The organism is Pseudomonas sp. 91RF, assembly GCF_003576265.1.
Lineage (GTDB): Bacteria > Pseudomonadota > Gammaproteobacteria > Pseudomonadales > Pseudomonadaceae > Aquipseudomonas > Aquipseudomonas kribbensis.
In genome coordinates, this window is sequence record NZ_QWFC01000014.1 from 166,650 (window position 1) to 182,561 (window position 15,912).

The window sequence follows — 15,912 nt, forward strand, 5'->3', positions numbered from 1 at the left end:
GGCCGGCCAGTTTCTGTCGTGGCTCTTTCAGGGTAATCAGCGTTGGTTCGGATACTCGCGATGCATCTGCTCCAGCAACGCATCCTTGTCCTGCCACAGCTGGTTGATCCAGCCCTGGAATTGCAGGCGGTATTCGCCGTCCTGGTCGTAGTTCTTGCCGATGAACTGCGGCGGGATTTTCAGTTCTTCAAAATGCACCACCACGTCCCGCACGTTGCCGCACAGCAGGTCCCAGAAGCCTGGACGTCCACCCGGGTAGTGGATGGTCACGTTGACGATCGATTCCAGTTGTTCACCCATCGCATCCAGCACGAATGCGATGCCGCCGGCTTTGGGCTTGAGCAGGTATTTGAACGGCGATTGCTGCTGTGCGTGCTTGCCTTCGGTGAAGCGTGTGCCCTCGACAAAGTTGAAGATGCCCACCGGGTTGTCGCGGAATTTCGCGCAGGTCTTGCGAGTGGTTTCCAGGTCTTTGCCTTTCTTTTCCGGGTGCTTCTCCAGGTAGGCTTTCGAGTAGCGTTTCATGAACGGAAAGCCCAGCGTCCACCATGCCAGGCCGATCACCGGGACCCAGATCAGTTCCTGCTTTAGGAAGAACTTCAGCGGCTGGATACGACGGTTGAGCACGTATTGCAGCACCAGGATGTCGACCCAGCTCTGATGGTTGCTGGTGATCAGGTACGAGTGTTGATAGTCCAGGCCTTGCAGCCCGCTGAGGTGCCAGCGGGTGCGGCGTACCAGGTTCATCCAGCCTTTGTTGTTGCTGATCCAGGCTTCGTGGGTGTGGCTCATCAGCCAGCGCGAGGCGCGGCGTGCGAGGTCGAACGGCAGCACTTTGATCAGCGCGACCAGAAACAGGAACGAGCACAGCAGGATCGTGTTCAGCGCCAGCAGCAGCGCGGCGATCACGCCGCGCAGGGTGGCAGGGAGAAAAGCCAGCATCGGGTCAGATATCCAGAGGTCGGTTGGCAGCCTGAATCGCAGTCAGGGCAATGGTGTAGACGATGTCGTCGACCTGCGCGCCGCGCGGCAGGTCGTTCACCGGTTTGCGCAGGCCTTGCAGCATCGGGCCGAGGCTCACGCAATCGGCGCTGCGTTGCACGGCTTTGTGGGTGGTGTTGCCGGTGTTCAGGTCGGGGAACACGAACACCGTGGCGCGGCCGGCGACCTGGCTGTTCGGCGCCAGTTGCCGGGCCACGGTTTCGTTGGCGGCGGCGTCGTACTGCAATGGCCCGTCGATCAGCAGCGAGTGCTGTTGTTCGTGGGCGAGCAGGGTGGCTTCGCGGACTTTCTCGACTTCTTCGCCGGTGGCGGATTCACCGCTGGAGTAGCTGATCATCGCCACGCGCGGAGTGATGCCGAACGCGGCGGCCGAATCGGCGCTTTGCAGGGCAATCTCCGCCAGCTCGGCGGCGCTCGGGTGCGGGTTCATCACGCAGTCGCCATAGACCAGCACTTCTTCGGGGAACAGCATGAAGAACACCGACGACACCAGGGTGCAGCCCGGCGCCGTCTTGATCAATTGCAGGGCCGGGCGGATGGTGTTGGCGGTGGTGTTGATGACGCCGGAAACCAGCCCGTCGACCTCATCCAGCGCCAGCATCATGGTGCCGATCACAACGGTGTCTTCCAGCTGCTGCTCGGCCATCGGCGCGTTGAGACTCTTGCTCTTGCGCAAGGCCACCATCGGTTCGACGTAGCGCTCGCGAATCAGATCCGGATCGAGGATTTCCAGCCCCGGCGGCAACACGATGCCCTGGGCCCGGGCGACGGCTTCGACGTCTGCCGGTTTGGCCAGCAACACACAACGGGCGATTCCGCGTTCCTGACAGATCGCCGCCGCTTGCACGGTGAACGGTTCGCTGCCTTCGGGCAAGACGATGCGCTTGTTGGCGGCCTGCGCGCGTTGAATCAATTGATAACGGAATACGGCCGGCGACAGGCGCATTTCCCGCGGCGTGCCGCAGCGCTGATGCAACCACTTGGCATCCAGATGACTGGCGACGAAATCGGTGATGATCTCCGCGCGTTCGCGGTCATCGACGGGGATTTCCTTGTTCAGGCCGTTGAGCAGGTTGGCGGTGTCATAGGAGCCGGTGCTCACCGACAACACCGGCAGACCGGCCTGCAATGCGCCACGGCACAGGTCCATGATGCGTGGATCCGGCAGGGTGTCGCTGGTCAGCAGCAAGCCGGCCAGCGGTACGCCGTTGATCGCGGCGAGGCTGACGGCGAGGATGATGTCGTCGCGGTCGCCGGGGGTCACCACCAGCACGCCGGGCTTGAGCAGATCCACGGTGTTGCGCATGGTGCGCGCGCAAATGATGGTCCTGGTCATGCGCCGGGTTTCGTAGTCGCCGGCGTTGAGCACCTGGGCGCCCATCAGGTCGGCGACGTCGCGGGTGCGTGGGGCGTTGAGTTCCGGCTGGAACGGAATGCAGCCGAGCAGGCGGAAATCACCGCTGCGCAGCAACGGCGAATGCTCTTTCAGGCGCGCTGCGAAGGCGTCCATGCTTTCGTCGGTCTTGACCTTGTTGAGGATCACGCCGAGGACTTTCGGGTCTTTCGGTCCGCCGAACAGTTGCGCCTGCAACTCGACGCGGCCGGACAGTTCGGTGAGTACTTCGTTTTCCGGCGCCGAAACCAGGATCACCTCGGCATCCAGGCTCTTGGCCAGGTGCAGGTTGACCCGCGCGGCATAGCTGGCGCTGCGAGTCGGCACCATACCTTCGACGACCAGCACGTCCTTGCCGATGGCGGCCTGCTGGTAGAGCGCGATGATTTCTTCGAGCAACTCGTCGAGCTGACCGTCGCCAAGCATCCGCTCGACGTGAGCCAGACCCAGTGGCTGCGGCGGTTTCAGGCCATGGGTGCGGGCCACCAGTTCGGTGGAACGCTCAGGGCCGGTATCACCCGGATGCGGCTGGGCAATCGGTTTGAAGAAGCCGACTTTCAGCCCGGCCCGTTCCAGCGTCCGCACCAGCCCGAGGCTGATGGAGGTCAGACCCACACCAAAATCGGTGGGCGCGATAAAAAAAGTTTGCATGCGGATTCTCTAAGGGTGCATGGCAAGGGCGTGGGCCTATGGCTGGCCTTCCACCGGTTTTTCAGGCGTCAAGGTTAGCGCTAACCGCGCCTTGAGCGCACCAACCGCAAGCAAAGGGTTGGCCTATTTTTTCAATACGTTGCGTTGCATCCAGCACCCATGCCCGCGACTGCCACGGCGGCTGGTGGCGCAGATGCTGGGTGTGGCCGCAGGAGAGCTCGGCCACCCAGTGACCGTCCTCGTCCTGATGGAAGCCTGTGATCGTCGAATCCCGTTTGTCAGGGTTGTGTTCGCTTTCGAGCGATTGCTTCGCTAAACTTGGCCTTTCTATATTCTTATGCAAAAGGTCTCGCCCCATGCTGATCGCCGCCAATAAGGCTGTCTCCATCGACTATACCCTGACCAACGACGCTGGTGAGGTCATCGACAGCTCCGCCGGCGGCGCTCCGCTGGTTTACCTGCATGGCGCAGGCAACATCATCCCGGGCCTGGAAAAAGCCCTGGAAGGCAAAGAAGTCGGCAACGAGCTGGAAGTTTCCGTCGAGCCGGAAGATGCCTACGGCGAGTACTCGGCCGAACTGGTCAGCACCCTGAGCCGCAGCATGTTCGAAGGCGTCGACGAGCTGGAAGTCGGCATGCAGTTCCACGCTTCGGCGCCGGACGGCCAGATGCAGATCGTCACCATCCGTGACCTGGACGGCGACGACGTCACTGTCGACGGCAACCACCCGCTGGCCGGTCAGCGCCTGAACTTCAAAGTGAAGGTCGTTGCCATCCGTGACGCCAGCCAGGAAGAAGTCGCTCATGGTCACGTCCATGGCGAAGGTGGCCATCACCACTGATTTTCTGCGCTAAGCTCAGAGAACTGGAGAGGCGCCCGAGGGCGCCTTTTTAGTCCGCGGCTGTCCTTGGTAGTCTCTCCAAGTGGCTGTTTCGAGTAGAACACGGGAATCTGGAGTTCGTCATGAGTGCTTTTCACGACCTTAAGTTGACAGCCCTGGATGGTCAGGAGCTACCGCTGGCACCCTTCAAGGGCCAAGTCGTGCTGGTGGTCAACGTCGCCTCCAAATGCGGCTTGACCCCACAGTACGCGGCGCTGGAAAACCTCTATCAGCAATACAAGGGCAAAGGCTTCAGCGTGCTGGGCCTGCCGTGCAACCAGTTTGCCGGTCAGGAACCGGGCAGCGAGCAGGAGATTCAGGAATTCTGCAGCCTCAACTATGGCGTGAGTTTTCCGTTGTCGAAAAAGCTCGAGGTCAACGGCCACGATCGTCATCAGCTCTACCGTCTGCTGGCGGGCGAGGGCGCCGAGTTTCCCGGCGACATCACCTGGAATTTCGAGAAATTCCTGCTCGGCAAGGACGGTCGCGTACTGGCGCGTTTCTCGCCGCGCACGGCGCCGGATGATCCTTCGGTGATCACGGCGATTGAAAAAGCCCTGAGCTGAAACGCGAAAATCGCAGCCATCGAGCTGCGATTTTTTTTGCCTGCCTTTTGACCCTTAATCATTCAGATCAATAGTGCTATGACACTGTTGGAACTGCGCATATTATCGCCGTCATATGAATTCAATGCCCGCCGATCAATTTTTCGTGGAGCCTCCCATGCCTGTTCAAGCCTTGTTCAAACCGTTCCAGCTCGGTGCCCTCGAACTGCCGACCCGCGTGGTCATGGCGCCGATGACCCGTTCGTTCTCTCCGGGTGGCGTGCCCAACTCCAAAGTGATCGAGTACTACCGTCGTCGTGCGGCGGCCGGTGTCGGCCTGATCATCACCGAGGGCACCACCGTCGGCCACCAGGCCTCCAACGGCTACCCGAATGTGCCGCAGTTCTTCGGCGAAGCGGCACTGGCCGGCTGGAAGAAAGTCGTCGACGCGGTGCACGCTGAGGGCGGCAAGATTGTCCCGCAACTGTGGCACGTCGGCAGCGTTCGTCGTATCGGTACCGAGCCGGATGCCAGCGTCCCGGGTTATGGCCCGACCGAGAAACTCAAGGACGGTCAGGTCGTGGTGCACGGTATGACCAAGCAAGACATCCGGGACGTGATCGCGGCCTTCGCCCAGGCCGCCAAAGATGCCAAGAGCATCGGCATGGACGGCGTGGAAATCCACGGCGCCCACGGTTACCTGATCGACCAGTTCTTCTGGGAAGGCAGCAACCAGCGCACCGACGAATACGGCGGCAGTCTGGCCAACCGGTCGCGTTTCGCCATCGAGCTGATCCAGGCCGTGCGCGCTGCCGTAGGCGAAGGTTTCCCGATCATCTTCCGCTTCTCGCAGTGGAAGCAGCAGGACTACACCGCGCGCCTGGTGCAAACCCCGGAGGCGCTGGGCGAGTTCCTCAAACCGCTGTCCGACGCGGGCGTGGATATTTTCCACTGCTCGACACGCCGCTTCTGGGATCCGGAATTCGACGGTTCCGAACTGAACCTGGCGGGCTGGACCCGCAAGCTGACCGGCAAACCGACCATCACCGTCGGCAGCGTCGGCCTCGATGGCGAATTCCTGCAGTTCATGGTCAACACCGACAAGGTGGCGCAACCGGCCAGTCTGGAAAAGCTGCTGGAGCGTCTGAACAATGATGAGTTCGATCTGGTGGCCGTGGGCCGTGCGCTGCTGGTGGATCCGGACTGGGCGCAGAAAGTGCGCGAAGGCCGCGAGCAGGACATTCTGCCGTTCAGCCGTGAGGCGTTGATGACGCTGGTTTGATTGCAGTGGGGGGCTTGTCGCGCAGGTCGCGGCAAGCTCCCTGCAAATGGTGTTCAAACTGCTCGATGATCGCCGCCCAGCCTTGACGACTGGCATGCTGGCGGGCATTCAATCTGACGCAGCGCAAGGTCTCATCCTCTTCCAGCAGCCACTGCGCTGCATCGCAAAACGCTTCTTCATCCCCTGGCATTGCCAACACGCCGTTGTAGCCGTGGCGAATGTGCTGCGCAGCGGCCGCCTGATCGTAGGCCACCACGCCAAGACCTGATGCCAGAGCTTCCAGAACGACGTTGCCGAAGGTTTCGGTCATGCTCGGAAACAGGAACAGATCGCCGGACGCGTAATGCGCCGCCAATGCTTCGCCGCGTTGGGAGCCGCAGAAAATCGCGTCGGGCAATTCCTTTTCCAGGGCCACCCGTTGCGGCCCGTCGCCGACGATGATCAGTTTCAGATTGCGTTGCGGGTACGCGCTGGCGAGCTTGTCGAAGCAGCGTTTGAGCAGACCAAGATTTTTTTCCGGCGCCAGGCGTCCTACGTGAATCACGGCGATGTCCTGCTCACTCAATCCCCATTGCTCACGCAAGGCGTTCAGGCGTTTGGTCGGGTGGAACAACTGACTGTCGACCCCTCGTGACAGCAGCGCCAGACGATCGAAATGCCGCCGTTCCAGTTCCAGTCGCTGGCTGACGCTCGGCACCAGGGTCAGCGCCGAACGATTGTGGAACCAGCGCAGATAATGCGTCAGCAAACGCGTCAGCAGGCCGAGACCGTACTGATTGGTGTACTGCTGGAAATTGGTGTGGAAGCCGCTGACCACGGCGATGCCCAGACGACGCGCCGCGCGCAGTGCCGACAGCCCGAGCGGGCCTTCGGTGGCGATGTACAGCACGTCCGGGCGCTGGCGTGTCCAGCGCCGCAGCAACTTGTGCATCGACGACTGACCCCACTGCAACCCCGGATAACCCGGCAGCGGCCAGCCCCGGCACAACAACAGCGCGTCGTCTTCACTACGCTGCGGATCGTCACCCTGACGCGGCCGCACCAGCTCTACCCGATGCCCGCGCGCGCGTAAACCGTCGCACAAGCGGCCAAGGGTATTGGCCACGCCGTTGATTTCCGGTGGGAAGGTTTCGCTGATCAGGGTGATGTGTAGAGCTGTCGTCATGGCCTCAGTGTCGGCTGAGGCCATGTCGCGCTTGTGACGTTCGGATGATGGATTTGTGACGTGCGCTCAGCGTTGTGTCACGAGGTTTTCGGCACCGCGCTCGCGCACCCAGAACAAGGTCGCCCCGGCCACGGCAGCGGGCATCATCAGGATGTTCACCACCGGGATCAGCAACGCCAGATAGACGATCCCGCCGAAGCTCATGCTCTGCCAGCGTTTCTGGCGCAGCCAGGCGAGCATCTCGCTCCAGCCCAGTTTATGGTTGTCCGCCGGGTAGTCGATGTACTGGATCGCCATCATCCATACGCCGAATAGCAGCCACAGCGGCGCAGCGATAATGTTTACCATCGGGATGAACGACAGGATGAACAGGCCGATGGCCCGGGGCAGGAAGTAGCCCAGTTTGCGCATTTCACGGGCGAGGGTGCGCGGGATCATCGCGATCAGTTCACCCCAACTGAAGGCCGGGAAGTCGTCGGTGCCGCGCACCACGACTTCGACTTTTTCCGCGAGAAAACCGTTGAACGGCGCCGCGATCACGTTAGCCAGCATGGTGAAAGTGAAGAACACCATCAACGCCACCAGCACCACGAACAGCGGCCACAGGATGTAGCTCAGGAAACTCAGCCAGTCGGGGAGCGACGGCATCAGGGAATCGACCCACAGGCTGAACTGGTGTCCGGCGAAATAGATCAATCCGACGAACAGCACCAGGTTGATCGCCAGTGGCAGCAGCACGAACAGGCGCAGGCCAGGACTGAGGACCAGTTTCAGGCCTTCGCGCAGGTATTGCGGGCCGGAGAGAACAGGGGCGGGCATAGGGTGCTCCGAGCAAGGGAAAACGCGCCGACCTTACCGACTTTGCATAAGCTGTGAAAGCGCGGCAGCGGGATCGACATTCACTGTAACAAAGACGTCCATCTCGTCAGTGTGTCGGCATAGAGACCACCTATGAGCTGGATTGTTAAACCGTATTTCCTTAATCTTGCCCCCCTCGATACGCTGCACCCAACTTTTTACAGGACTGTCGAGCTCACGCCTTCCCCAAGGTTATCCACAGTCCTTTTTTATTCTCGCCGGCAGTCCGGCGTCCGCGCCTGATGTATCGGCCGGTCAACAGGAGACAGGTTCATGTCTGAAGTCCGTCATTCGCGAGTGATCATTCTCGGTTCCGGCCCTGCCGGTTACAGCGCTGCTGTCTACGCTGCCCGTGCCAACCTCAAGCCGCTGCTGATCACCGGCATGCAGGCCGGCGGTCAACTGACCACCACCACCGAAGTCGACAACTGGCCGGGCGACGTCCACGGCCTGACCGGTCCGGTGCTGATGGAGCGCATGCGCGAGCACGCCGAGCGTTTTGAAACCGAGATCGTCTTCGATCACATCAACGCCGTGGACTTCGCTTCCAAACCGTACAGCCTGACCGGCGACAGCGGCACCTACACCTGCGACGCCCTGATCATCGCCACCGGCGCCAGCGCTCGTTACCTGGGCCTGCCGTCGGAAGAGGCGTTCATGGGCAAAGGCGTTTCGGCCTGCGCGACCTGCGACGGTTTCTTCTATCGCAACAAGCCGGTTGCCGTGGTCGGTGGCGGCAACACCGCTGTCGAAGAAGCCCTGTACCTGGCCAACATCGCCAGCAAGGTCACCCTGATCCACCGTCGCGAAACCTTCCGCGCCGAGAAGATCCTGATCGACAAGCTCAACGCCCGTGTGGCCGAAGGCAAGATCGAGCTGAAACTGAACGCAACCCTGGACGAAGTGCTGGGCGACAAGATGGGCGTGACCGGTGCGCGTCTGAAGAACAACGACGGCAGCTTCGACGAAATCAAGGTCGACGGCGTGTTCATCGCGATCGGCCACACCCCGAACACCTCGCTGTTCGAAGGTCAGCTGGAGCTGAAAGACGGCTACCTCGTCGTTCAGGGCGGCCGTGAAGGCAACGCCACCGCGACCAGCGTCGAAGGCATCTTCGCCGCCGGTGACGTGGCCGACCACGTTTACCGTCAGGCCATCACCTCGGCCGGCGCCGGCTGCATGGCGGCACTGGACACCGAGCGTTACCTGGACGATCTGCAGAACGCTTCGTTCTAAGATCGCAGACATAAAAAAACCGGCCAATTGGCCGGTTTTTTTGTACCTGCGATTCGCTCGGGAATCAGCGGCGGGTCAGCGGCTGCGCGTCGAACTTCACACTGGCCAGACCGTGGTTGATCAGCGCACGGATATTGCCGTGATCGCTGCCTTCAGGCGTTGCCACGACCGAACGGTAGTGTTCGCCGAACGCCAGCAGCGCTTCTTCATCGCTCAAGCCTTCCAGCAGCGCCAGACCCAGAGTCTTGCACGAACCTTCGTTCTGCCCGGCGGCGTTTTCCACGCCGCCGTTGTTGAACGCCTGAGGCTGGTAGTCGTAACCGGCGGCGATGAACGCCAGGGTGTCGGCAAAAACGTGTTCGCCGCTCTTGAGGCTGGCGCGCAGGGTGTTCAGATCACTCATTGGGTTTTCCTTTGGCGAACGCCGCTTGTTGTTCGGCGCTTGCTTCTTGCTGATATTGGGCTTTCCACTCGGCGTACGGCATGCCGTAAACCACTTCCCGGGCATCGTCGAGGCTGACGTCGATCTGGCGCTCGTCGGCGGCGGCCTTGTACCACTTCGACAGGCAATTGCGGCAGAACCCGGAGAGGTTCATCAGGTCGATGTTCTGCACATCCTTGCGGCTGTCCAGGTGGGTGACCAGCCGGCGGAAGGCGGCGGCTTCGAGTTCGAGGCGTTGTTGCTCGGTCATGATGGGCTCTGTGCAGTCAAATCGTGGCGCGGATGATAAAAGTCTGACGCCCGGAGCGCCAGACGCACTCAGCGGCTGGCGGCGAGGGTGATCGACACCGACTCGGCAAAACGCAACGCGTGCGGCTTGTCGACTTCGACCTCGGCGTACAGCACCGATTCGTTGGTCATCACCAGATCCAGCAGCTCCTGGGTCAGGCGTTCGAGCAGTGCGAAACGGTTGCCCTCCACGTGGGCGATGATCGCCTTGGTGATGGTGCGGTAGTTCAGCGCGTGGTCGATGTCGTTGTCTCGTACCGCTTCCTGTGCGGCGTACAGGATGGTCAGGTTGATCAGCACATCCTGCTTGTTGAGGATTTCGTCCTCGTTGATCCCGATAAAGGTGCGCAAGCGCAGATCCTTGACCCGGATGCGCGCCATTCCCGGTTGAAGTTGTGGCATTTACTTGCTCCGTCCAATCAATTGCAGGAACTCCTGGCGGGTGTTGCTCGACTCGCGGAAGGCGCCGAGCATGACCGAGGTGTTCATGGTCGAATTCTGTTTCTCGACACCGCGCATCATCATGCACATGTGTCGGGCTTCGATGACCACCGCGACACCGGCGGCATCGGTGACTTGCTGGACCGCTTCGGCGATCTGGCGGGTGAGGTTTTCCTGGATCTGCAGGCGGCGGGCGAACATGTCCACCAGTCGCGCGATCTTCGACAGCCCCAGCACCTTGCCCGTCGGAATATAAGCCACATGGGCCTTGCCGATGAAGGGCAGCAGGTGATGTTCGCACAACGAGTACAGCTCGATGTCGGCGACGATGATCATCTCGTCGCTGTCGGACGCGAACAACGCACCATTGACGATCTCGTCGACGCTCTGTTCATAGCCGTGACACAGATACTGCATGGCCTTGGCCGCGCGCACCGGTGTGTCGAGCAAGCCTTCTCGGTCAGGATCTTCACCAAGGCCGATCAGTATCTCGCGGTAGTTTTCGGGCAGGGAACGGGTCATGGAGCATCCTCGCGGGGGCGTATTACTTGACGTGCCGCCCGCCGTTGACGGTCAGGGTGGTGCCGGTGACATAAGGGTTGTCGAGCAGATAACGCAGGCTCTGATAGATCACTTCGCTGCCCGGCTCGATACCCAGCGCGGACTTGGCCAGCGCCTTGGCACGGTATGCTGCGTCGTCGTCGGGATTGAACAATAGCAGGGCCGGTGCAATGCCGTTGACCTTGATTGACGGCGCGTAGCGCGCGGCAAAGGACAGCGTGAGGCTGTCGAGCCCGGCCTTGCTGGCGCAGTATCCGATGTGTTTGCTGCTGCCCTTGCGCGTGACGTCGTCGCTGATGTGGATGATGTCGGCGGGGCTCGACCGTTGCAGCAGATCAGCGCAATGCAGGTTGATCAGGTACGGCGCCAGCATGTGGATGTTGTACATGCGGGTGAAGGCTTCGGCTTCACCGTCGCCGTTTTCCGCCAGCCATTCGGAGGCGTTGTGCACGATGGCCCGCAGGCTGTCGGTGTGGGTCTTCAGTTCAGCGATGAAAGCGAGGATCGAGATCTCGCTGGAAAAGTCCGCGAATACGCCAATGGCCCCCAGATCCCTTAACATTTTCACCCCCGCACGTTCGCTGCGGTAGGTGAAGAGGACCCGGTGGCCGTCTTCCAGCAGTCGCTGCGCGCAATGCAGCCCGACGCGCTGGCCGGCGCCAGTGATGAGAATGGGGGCTGTGGAAAGGGTCATGAACGGCTCGCGTCGAGGTCAGTGTAAAAACTATAACAGCGACGCGAGCGATGGTTTCAGCGATTTTGCGCGGGCGCCGCACCGGGCAATGGGCGGGCCGGGGCGCCGTTGAGCCAGCCGGTCAGCAGACGTGTCGACAGCGGGATGAAGAAATAGACCATCAACGGTGTCAGGCACAGCGTGCTGATGAATACGCGGGGCAACAGGCTCATCTCACCGAGCAGCGGGCCCAGCACGAAGTTGAACAGCAGCGACACCGGAAAGAACGCCAGCCAGATGGCTACGGCCTGTTTCCAGCGCGGTGGGCGGACGCCTGCTGCGCCAAACCAGCCTTCGATGCCGCTGACCCGATGCTCCTTCGGATGGGCGAACAGATCACTGCCACGGGACAGCCACGCGGTGCGCGATGCAGAGTGCTCCCAGGCATGCAGGGTCTGTTCGTCGACAAAGCGGAAAATGATCTGGAACTCGTTATCGCCGGGAGGCGGCGCCAGGACGCCGGAACCGAGATAACCGGGGAAATCGGTGGCCAGTTGTTCACCTTCGCGCAGCCAGGCCATCATTTCCTGATAGCGACCTGCAGCAACACGACGTGCGACCATCAGCGTGACGGGGGAAGTAGACATTGTGTATCTCCGAATTGCATATGCGTCGCTCCGGGTAGGAACTTCGCCTGACGCAGCACCGGGGTAGAGGGCTGCGCTTTCGACAAGCAAGGATTATTCCTGATTATTGTGACGAAACCAGAGACGTTCGTCCCATTTCATCGCTTGAATCGGAATGGGGCTTCAGAGGTAGAATGGGATCCAACTACGCCAACAAGGACGTGTCCGCACACATGCCTGTCATTACTGACGTTCGCCTTGCCTCGCAGGCCTCTGTTGCGCTTGAGCGCGAGGAGCTTTTCCCCATACGCGAGGTGGCACGGCTGACCGGCGTCAATCCGGTCACGCTGCGTGCATGGGAGCGGCGTTATGGTCTGATCCAGCCGACACGCACCGAAAGTGGGCACCGGTTGTATTCGATGACCGATATCGAGCGCGTTCGCAGCATCGTTGACTGGATCGATCGTGGTGTCTCTGTGAGCAAGGTCGGCAGGATCCTCGCCAAGACCGAGCCGATGAAGGCGTTGGCACACATCATTACCGATGACCTGGTGCAGGCCGACTACCTGCAATGGCAGGAGCAGGTTCAGCGAGCGGTCAGTTCGTTCGATGACCAGGAACTGGATCGGGTCTACGGGCAGATTTTCTCTTCCTACACGCTGCCTGTGGTGTTCCAGGACATCCTGATGCCGCTGTGGCTGCAGCTGTTGCAGCGCCAGGACTCATTCGGGCAAACCAGCGAGTGGCTGTTCCTCGACGGTTTCCTGAGGGCGCGGGTACTGCAGCGCATCGTTGTGTTGCGTGGCTCGCATCCGCGCAAGGTGATTGTCAGTGCCCTGGCCGGGCAATGCCGCGAGCTCGAGCTGCTGGTGGCGGCACTGTTTCTCAGTGGCAACGATGCAGGCGTTCGGGTGTTGACCACCGGCCAGCCGTTCGATGAGCTGACACTGGTTTGCGAAAAGATCAAACCCCAGGCGCTGGTGCTGTTTTCCAATCACGCTCCGACTGTCGAATTGCCCCGGCGTCTGAACCGCCTGGCCCTGAGCCTGGATTGTCAGCTGATGCTGGCGGGCGATGCGTCGGATCTGGCGCAGGACAGCCTGGCCGGATCATCGGTGGGCTGTCTGGGCAATGAAGGGTCAACCATGCGCCAGCGCTTGAACCAGTTTCTCGCGGGGACGCTGGATACCTGAGGTTCAGGTGTGCAGGGCAGGGTGGGTCAGGCGATGTTGCTGAAGGATGAACTGGCGCAGGCGCTCGGTTTCGTCGGCGTCGCTCTGGCTCAGGTCGTAGGCGAAGAAACCGCTCTCCGTTTCCCGTTCGAAAGTGCCGCGCAGGGAAATCCGCTCATAGCCTGAAGGGCTGAACCACAGGGCGAAATGCTTCGGTGGCTTGGTCTTGTTGCGCACTTCCAGCAACACGCCTTTATGCGAAACCTCGTGGACCCAGAGCATGCCCGGTTGGCCCTTGGCATTCTCCAGCGCTACCGGTTCTACAAGGGCCAGACGCCATGGGCGAACCATCGGCCCGTCTTCATAAATGCTTGGCACACCCAGGCGCAAATGCAGGGCATGGAATTCGTCTTCCACCAGATGCAGCGGAAAGGTCATCTGCTGGTTTTCGAAGTTGGCCTGGATGGTGACTTGCTCATGGGCCGCCAGGCGCGTGAGCAGATCACGGATCTGCGAACCACCATTGACCAGCAGACTCGACGTCGCATCCCGCACATTGAGCTGCGGGTTGTGTTGCATGGTCTGGATGAAATCCAGCTCATCCTGGGTCAGGAGGGCGTCGCGTTGCATGGCTAACTCGAAATAAATAATTACAAAGTCATTGGTGATTGTAGTTAATGACACTTAGTTCGTAGTTTTGTTTGCGCCGTTCGTCGCTTTCAGGGCAGCAAGCTCGGCTTCGAGTGCCGCGACCTGGGCTTCCAACTGCGCAACCCGTTGCTGTGCCTTGACCTGCACGGTCACGTCCTTTTGCACTCCGACGAAGTAAGTCTGTCCGTCATCAGCGTTTTTTACCGTCGACAGCGACAGCTCATTCCAGAACGGCGTGCCGTCCTTGCGATAGTTACGGATGATTTCCCGACACGAACCGTTACTGCGCAAAGCTTCGCGGATCAGCGGCAGATTTTCCTGGTTCCGGTCTCCGGCCTGCAGAAAACGGCAATCCTGATACAGGATCTCTTCACTGGTGTAACCCGTCAGGCGTTCGAAAGCCGGGTTCACGTAAATCAGGATGTTGTCTTCCTTGCCTTCTCGCTCGGCCACCACGATTCCATCGTTCGACGCGTTGATCACCATCTGCAGCAGGCTGGCATTGATCATCTTTGAATCCCTTCAAGGTTGTCGGTGGCTGGCATTCTAGAAGATCAATCGGCGCTGTCTACTGGCCATCAGCGCTTATCGAGAGCCAATCGCAACATTGCGCCGGTGGCTGTTACTATCGCCGCTCTTTTTTTCAGTTTCAGGATCAGATTGATGAAAGTCGCCATCCTCTCCGGCTCGGTGTACGGCACGGCCGAAGAAGTCGCTCGCCACGCGCAAAGCCTGCTGAAAGCCGCCGGTTTTGAAACCTTCTACAACTCGCGCGCCAGCCTTGCCGATCTCCAGGGCTTTGGCCCCGAGGCGTTGCTCGCCGTGACTTCGACCACCGGCATGGGCGAGTTGCCGGACAACCTGCAACCGCTGTATTCAAGCATTCGCGACCAGTTGCCGGCTGCCTGGCGCGGTTTGCCTGGCGCGGTGATCGCCTTGGGCGACGCCAGTTACGGCGACACGTTCTGCGGCGGTGGCGAGCAGATGCGTGAATTGTTCGGTGAGCTGGGCGTGCGTGAAGTGCAGGACATGCTGCGCATCGACGCCAGCGAAAGCGTCACCCCGGAAACCGACGCAGAGCCATGGATCGAGCAGTTGATCGCCACGCTCAAAGGCTGATCCCGCGTTCGCGCAGCAGCGCGAGCCAGGCCTGCGCAGCCTTCGACAGATAGGCGCCCCGGCGCCAGATGAAGGCGATGTCCCAGCGCAGGTAGTCCGGCGCGTTCAAGGTCAGGCGCACCACGCCTGGCCGCACCAGCCCGCGGGCCACCACGCTGGGCAGCAGCACCACGCCTTGCCCGGCGGCCACCAGTGCCGCGAGAAAGTCCGCCTGACCGCTACGGCCACCTTCCTTCGGGGTGAAGCCCATCTGCTGGCACGCCTGAAGCAAACGGTCATTGAGCACGAAACTGCGCTGATACAGCAGAACGGCGTGTCGGCCAGTTCCTCCAGACCGACTTCACCTTTCGTCGCCAACGGGTGATCCACCGGCAGCAGCGCATCAAGCGGTTCATCGCAGAACGGCTGAAAATCGAACTGCGGATCTTTCGGCAGCAGACTGCCGCCCAACTCCAGTTCACCGCTCAACACGGCTTGTTCGATATGGCGACTGCCGCCTTCGAGCAATTGCACGCTGATGTTCGGGTAACGCCGTCGGTATTCGGCGAACAACCCGGCGAACAGCGCATCGCTGCCCAGCAAGGGCAAGCCGAGGCGTAACTCGCCCCGTGCCAGATGACTGAGATCATCCAGTTCCGTGAGCAATTCATCGCGCAAGCGCAGCATGCCTTCGGCCCGTTGCAGCACCACGCTGCCGGCGGCGGTCAGGCGCAACTGCGAGCCCAGGCGATCGAGCAGCGGAGTGCCGAGGCTCTGTTCGAGCTGGGCGATCTGCTTGCTCACGGCGGACTGACTGATGTGCAGGGTTTTCGCCGCCTGGGTGAAACCACCCTGATGCATGACTTCGACGAAGCTTTTGAGCTGTTTGAATTCCATGGCCTGATTCCAGATTGGAATGGCTTTGAGTCTAACAATTCGCTTCGGAG

19 protein-coding genes and 1 pseudogene are annotated in these 15,912 nt (G+C 60.8%); 6 read left to right on the plus strand and 14 right to left on the minus strand.

Features of this window, described 5'->3' with window-relative positions; genetic code table 11:
* Positions 1–36: 36 nt before the first annotated feature.
* The 3 genes from DXT77_RS04115 to DXT77_RS04125 all read right to left on the minus strand — a co-directional run bounded on the left by DXT77_RS04115 (position 37) and on the right by DXT77_RS04125 (position 3,434).
* Positions 37–942: an acyltransferase gene (locus DXT77_RS04115; protein ID WP_007959087.1), complete on the minus strand. Its 906-nt coding sequence runs from the start codon at positions 940–942 to the stop codon at positions 37–39.
* Positions 943–946: 4 nt separating this feature from the next.
* Positions 947–3,046 carry a phosphate acetyltransferase gene (pta, locus tag DXT77_RS04120; protein WP_119426715.1) on the minus strand — a complete coding sequence of 700 codons (2,100 nt, stop codon included), beginning with the start codon at positions 3,044–3,046 and terminating at the stop codon, positions 947–949.
* 61 nt (positions 3,047–3,107) lie between these two features.
* Positions 3,108–3,434, minus strand: coding sequence for a DUF3565 domain-containing protein (locus DXT77_RS04125; protein WP_085711877.1), 327 nt, complete (start codon positions 3,432–3,434; stop codon positions 3,108–3,110).
* On the opposite strand from DXT77_RS04125, the gene DXT77_RS04130 reads away from it, so the two are divergent.
* The 3 genes from DXT77_RS04130 (at position 3,403) to DXT77_RS04140 (ending at position 5,754) form a co-directional block, all read left to right on the plus strand.
* Positions 3,403–3,888: a peptidylprolyl isomerase gene (locus DXT77_RS04130; protein ID WP_085711766.1), complete on the plus strand. Its 486-nt coding sequence runs from the start codon at positions 3,403–3,405 to the stop codon at positions 3,886–3,888. The two genes, DXT77_RS04125 and DXT77_RS04130, sit on opposite strands and share 32 nt — an antisense overlap.
* A gap of 122 nt (positions 3,889–4,010) precedes the next feature.
* Positions 4,011–4,493, plus strand: coding sequence for a glutathione peroxidase (locus DXT77_RS04135; protein WP_007959082.1), 483 nt, complete (start codon positions 4,011–4,013; stop codon positions 4,491–4,493).
* Between the two features lie 157 nt (positions 4,494–4,650).
* On the plus strand, positions 4,651–5,754 hold the full coding sequence (locus DXT77_RS04140; RefSeq protein ID WP_119426716.1) for an NADH:flavin oxidoreductase: 1,104 nt from the start codon (positions 4,651–4,653) through the stop codon (positions 5,752–5,754).
* Here the strand turns inward: DXT77_RS04140 and DXT77_RS04145 are convergent.
* Together DXT77_RS04145 and cysZ are read right to left on the minus strand one after the other, a co-directional pair.
* Positions 5,723–6,943, minus strand: coding sequence for a glycosyltransferase family 1 protein (locus DXT77_RS04145; protein ID WP_119426717.1), 1,221 nt, complete (start codon positions 6,941–6,943; stop codon positions 5,723–5,725). The two genes, DXT77_RS04140 and DXT77_RS04145, sit on opposite strands and share 32 nt — an antisense overlap.
* A gap of 42 nt (positions 6,944–6,985) precedes the next feature.
* On the minus strand, positions 6,986–7,738 hold the full coding sequence (gene cysZ, locus DXT77_RS04150) for a sulfate transporter CysZ (RefSeq protein ID WP_119426718.1): 753 nt from the start codon (positions 7,736–7,738) through the stop codon (positions 6,986–6,988).
* 312 nt (positions 7,739–8,050) lie between these two features.
* Between cysZ and trxB the strand changes: the two genes are divergently transcribed.
* Positions 8,051–9,013, plus strand: coding sequence for a thioredoxin-disulfide reductase (trxB, locus tag DXT77_RS04160; protein ID WP_119426719.1), 963 nt, complete (start codon positions 8,051–8,053; stop codon positions 9,011–9,013).
* 64 nt (positions 9,014–9,077) lie between these two features.
* Here trxB and DXT77_RS04165 read toward each other — a convergent pair whose 3' ends face one another.
* The 6 genes from DXT77_RS04165 to DXT77_RS04190 all read right to left on the minus strand — a co-directional run bounded on the left by DXT77_RS04165 (position 9,078) and on the right by DXT77_RS04190 (position 12,065).
* The gene (locus DXT77_RS04165) at positions 9,078–9,416 is read right to left on the minus strand and encodes a HopJ type III effector protein (RefSeq protein WP_119426720.1); all 339 of its coding nucleotides are present in this window, start codon (positions 9,414–9,416) and stop codon (positions 9,078–9,080) included.
* On the minus strand, positions 9,409–9,705 hold the full coding sequence (locus tag DXT77_RS04170; RefSeq protein ID WP_119426721.1) for a DUF1244 domain-containing protein: 297 nt from the start codon (positions 9,703–9,705) through the stop codon (positions 9,409–9,411). The genes DXT77_RS04165 and DXT77_RS04170 overlap by 8 nt, the downstream gene beginning before the upstream one ends.
* Before the next feature lie 68 nt (positions 9,706–9,773).
* On the minus strand, positions 9,774–10,145 hold the full coding sequence (folX, locus tag DXT77_RS04175; RefSeq protein ID WP_090281808.1) for a dihydroneopterin triphosphate 2'-epimerase: 372 nt from the start codon (positions 10,143–10,145) through the stop codon (positions 9,774–9,776).
* Positions 10,146–10,706, minus strand: a complete 561-nt coding sequence (gene folE / locus DXT77_RS04180; protein ID WP_085711759.1) for a GTP cyclohydrolase I FolE — start codon at positions 10,704–10,706, stop codon at positions 10,146–10,148.
* Positions 10,707–10,728: 22 nt separating this feature from the next.
* On the minus strand, positions 10,729–11,439 hold the full coding sequence (gene folM / locus DXT77_RS04185; protein WP_119426722.1) for a dihydromonapterin reductase: 711 nt from the start codon (positions 11,437–11,439) through the stop codon (positions 10,729–10,731).
* A gap of 56 nt (positions 11,440–11,495) precedes the next feature.
* A complete protein-coding gene (locus DXT77_RS04190; RefSeq protein WP_119426723.1) occupies positions 11,496–12,065 on the minus strand; it encodes an antibiotic biosynthesis monooxygenase in 570 nt (189 codons plus the stop codon).
* A 212-nt stretch (positions 12,066–12,277) separates the two neighbouring features.
* On the opposite strand from DXT77_RS04190, the gene DXT77_RS04195 reads away from it, so the two are divergent.
* On the plus strand, positions 12,278–13,237 hold the full coding sequence (locus DXT77_RS04195; RefSeq protein WP_119426763.1) for a MerR family transcriptional regulator: 960 nt from the start codon (positions 12,278–12,280) through the stop codon (positions 13,235–13,237).
* 3 nt (positions 13,238–13,240) lie between these two features.
* Here the strand turns inward: DXT77_RS04195 and DXT77_RS04200 are convergent, their stop codons facing one another.
* Positions 13,241–13,846, minus strand: coding sequence for a hypothetical protein (locus DXT77_RS04200; protein ID WP_119426724.1), 606 nt, complete (start codon positions 13,844–13,846; stop codon positions 13,241–13,243).
* 54 nt (positions 13,847–13,900) lie between these two features.
* Complete coding sequence (locus DXT77_RS04205) at positions 13,901–14,377, minus strand: PAS domain-containing protein (protein ID WP_119426725.1); 477 nt, start codon at positions 14,375–14,377, stop codon at positions 13,901–13,903.
* 153 nt (positions 14,378–14,530) lie between these two features.
* On the opposite strand from DXT77_RS04205, the gene DXT77_RS04210 reads away from it, so the two are divergent.
* The gene (locus tag DXT77_RS04210; RefSeq protein WP_119426726.1) at positions 14,531–14,986 is read left to right on the plus strand and encodes a flavodoxin; all 456 of its coding nucleotides are present in this window, start codon (positions 14,531–14,533) and stop codon (positions 14,984–14,986) included.
* On the opposite strand, the pseudogene DXT77_RS04215 reads toward DXT77_RS04210, so the two are convergent.
* Positions 14,976–15,862: pseudogene (locus DXT77_RS04215) on the minus strand (LysR family transcriptional regulator). The gene DXT77_RS04210 and the pseudogene DXT77_RS04215 overlap by 11 nt on opposite strands.
* Between the last annotated feature and the right edge of the window lie 50 nt (positions 15,863–15,912).

Bases quoted from the DNA above. Each gene is read 5' to 3' on its own strand.
- folE (WP_085711759.1), bottom strand. From the start codon at position 10,706: ATGACCCGTTCCCTGCCCGAAAACTACCGCGAGATACTGATCGGCCTT.
- trxB (WP_119426719.1), top strand. From the start codon at position 8,051: ATGTCTGAAGTCCGTCATTCGCGAGTGATCATTCTCGGTTCCGGCCCT.
- DXT77_RS04170 (WP_119426721.1), bottom strand. From the start codon at position 9,705: ATGACCGAGCAACAACGCCTCGAACTCGAAGCCGCCGCCTTCCGCCGG.
- DXT77_RS04210 (WP_119426726.1), top strand. From the start codon at position 14,531: ATGAAAGTCGCCATCCTCTCCGGCTCGGTGTACGGCACGGCCGAAGAA.
- folX (WP_090281808.1), bottom strand. From the start codon at position 10,145: ATGCCACAACTTCAACCGGGAATGGCGCGCATCCGGGTCAAGGATCTG.
- folM (WP_119426722.1), bottom strand. From the start codon at position 11,439: ATGACCCTTTCCACAGCCCCCATTCTCATCACTGGCGCCGGCCAGCGC.
- DXT77_RS04125 (WP_085711877.1), bottom strand. From the start codon at position 3,434: ATGGAGACAGCCTTATTGGCGGCGATCAGCATGGGGCGAGACCTTTTG.
- DXT77_RS04145 (WP_119426717.1), bottom strand. From the start codon at position 6,943: ATGGCCTCAGCCGACACTGAGGCCATGACGACAGCTCTACACATCACC.
- DXT77_RS04205 (WP_119426725.1), bottom strand. From the start codon at position 14,377: ATGATCAATGCCAGCCTGCTGCAGATGGTGATCAACGCGTCGAACGAT.
- cysZ (WP_119426718.1), bottom strand. From the start codon at position 7,738: ATGCCCGCCCCTGTTCTCTCCGGCCCGCAATACCTGCGCGAAGGCCTG.
- DXT77_RS04165 (WP_119426720.1), bottom strand. From the start codon at position 9,416: ATGAGTGATCTGAACACCCTGCGCGCCAGCCTCAAGAGCGGCGAACAC.
- DXT77_RS04135 (WP_007959082.1), top strand. From the start codon at position 4,011: ATGAGTGCTTTTCACGACCTTAAGTTGACAGCCCTGGATGGTCAGGAG.
- DXT77_RS04190 (WP_119426723.1), bottom strand. From the start codon at position 12,065: ATGTCTACTTCCCCCGTCACGCTGATGGTCGCACGTCGTGTTGCTGCA.
- DXT77_RS04140 (WP_119426716.1), top strand. From the start codon at position 4,651: ATGCCTGTTCAAGCCTTGTTCAAACCGTTCCAGCTCGGTGCCCTCGAA.
- pta (WP_119426715.1), bottom strand. From the start codon at position 3,046: ATGCAAACTTTTTTTATCGCGCCCACCGATTTTGGTGTGGGTCTGACC.
- DXT77_RS04195 (WP_119426763.1), top strand. From the start codon at position 12,278: ATGCCTGTCATTACTGACGTTCGCCTTGCCTCGCAGGCCTCTGTTGCG.
- DXT77_RS04115 (WP_007959087.1), bottom strand. From the start codon at position 942: ATGCTGGCTTTTCTCCCTGCCACCCTGCGCGGCGTGATCGCCGCGCTG.
- DXT77_RS04200 (WP_119426724.1), bottom strand. From the start codon at position 13,846: ATGCAACGCGACGCCCTCCTGACCCAGGATGAGCTGGATTTCATCCAG.
- DXT77_RS04130 (WP_085711766.1), top strand. From the start codon at position 3,403: ATGCTGATCGCCGCCAATAAGGCTGTCTCCATCGACTATACCCTGACC.